Origin of the sequence: Lutibacter sp. HS1-25 (genome assembly GCF_004121075.1) — a bacterium.
Lineage (GTDB): Bacteria > Bacteroidota > Bacteroidia > Flavobacteriales > Flavobacteriaceae > Lutibacter.
Genome location: NZ_RHLN01000103.1, coordinates 1 through 1,943 on the forward strand (window position 1 = coordinate 1; position 1,943 = coordinate 1,943).

At 35.6% G+C, this 1,943-nt stretch carries 1 protein-coding gene; it reads left to right on the plus strand.

Going from position 1 to position 1,943, the window contains the following annotated elements; genetic code table 11:
* Nucleotides 1-1,943, plus strand: a 1,943-nt coding sequence (locus tag EC396_RS12655) for a LamG domain-containing protein (protein WP_164975294.1), incomplete at both ends; no start/stop codon positions are given.

Here is a 1,943-nt window from a genome sequence, read left to right on the forward strand (position 1 = left end):
TGCCATATGCTACTACAGTAAATCTAGGTTGTTTGGAAGATGCTAATAATTATTATGTGATAATGTATGATAGAGGAGGTGGCGTAAACGGTCCGGGTGACGGTTGGGATCGTAACCTTCCTAATGTAGTATCTAATATTACGATTACTTCTGGAGGTGTAACGGTGCTTTCAAATGATGGTTGGACAGCCCGTAGTGGTGGTGTTAGGGTTAATTTCAATGTTAGTGGAGGTGGTGTTTGTAATAATCCAGAAGCTCCAGGTGGTGTTTTTACAGATTTAAATTTATGGTTAAAAGCCGATGCAGGTACAAATACAATTATTGAAGGAAATGGCATTACAAGTTGGGTAGATCAAAGTCCTTTAGGTTTTGATGCAATGGGAACTGGAAATACGACTTACCTTTCTTCATTTTCAAACTTTAACCCAGGTTTAAATTTTACTGATGACGATAGACCGTTATCTGGAAATATTAGTAGAACAAATGGAACAGGTTCAACCATATTTGTGGTTGGTAATATATCAACTGTTAATGATAAAGCGTTGATAGAACTTGGAACTGCTTCATCAAGAGCTTTTTTTATTGATAGAAGATATGCTGCAAATCCACCAGATCTTTATAGTCTTCAAATAAACAATACATTTGTTTGGTCTGTAAGTGATCCAGGGGGAACTGCGTCGGCAATGATTTATGAGGATGGAAATAATATTCATACTAATGGTACAAAAGCATTTAGTACAAGTTGGTCTACTGGGGGAAGTTATTATATAGGTGATGATAGATCAGGAGGAAATAGGCTTACGGGTGGAATTTCAGAAGTGATATATTATGATAGACAATTGTCACTTGCTAATCAAGTTAAAGTAGAATCTTACTTAGCAATTAAATACGGTATAACATTAGATAATACGGGTGGTGGCATTAATGGAGATTATATGGCTTCAAGCGGCAGTACGCCACTTTGGGATGCTTCGGCTAACAGTACTTATCATTACAATGTAGCAGGTATTGGTAGAGATGATGATTCTGTGTTAAATCAAAAGCAATCGACCTCTCAAAATGCAAATGCCAATGATATCACCATAGGTTTGGGCGATATTTACACTACAAACCTACTTAATACAAACACTTTTGCAACAGATCAAACATTTTTAATGTGGGGAAATAATAATTTACCTTTTGTTGCTGGTACTACGCTTACGGTAAATTTAAGCCAAGATATTGCAGGAGGCCCTTCAACAATTGTTTCGTTTACACCTATACAACGTGTATGGAAAATGAAAGAAACAAATGATGTTGAAAATGTGAAAATATCCATACCAGAAACCTTATTAACAAGTACTATTTCTGGTTCTAATGGTGGTGAGTATGTAATGGTTGTTTCTAGTAATAATACATTTAATGAAACTTCAACCTATGTGCCTTTAACGTTAAACGGTTCTAACCTTGAATGTATTTTTGATTTTACGGGTGAGCAGTATGTGACTTTTGGGTATAGACCTTATACAACTGAACAGCGCTCAATCTTTTTTGATGATAGAGATAACGATAGAATTAACTTAGGAAATACTTTGAATTTAAATCCAGCAGGATTTACAATTTCTTCTTGGATTAAATGGACTACAGGTGAAGATAGCGGTACTATTGTTGCAAAAAGAAATGATGGTAATTTAACCGATGGGTTTGAATTTAGAATTGGAGGCGAACAGTTGCGAATGCGATGGGCTAATAACGGAAGTATAGTTGCTAATTTAACTTCAAGCACTTTTATTCCCGATAATGAGTGGCATCATGTAGCTGCTATTTATAATGGAACAACTTTGTATTTATATATTGATGGTGTGTTGGATGGATCTAGAGTTGTAAGTGCACCTGTGAATAACGATTTTCCTTTTTATATTGGCGCTGCTGGAAATCCTAGAGATGAGTTTTATGGTTCTATA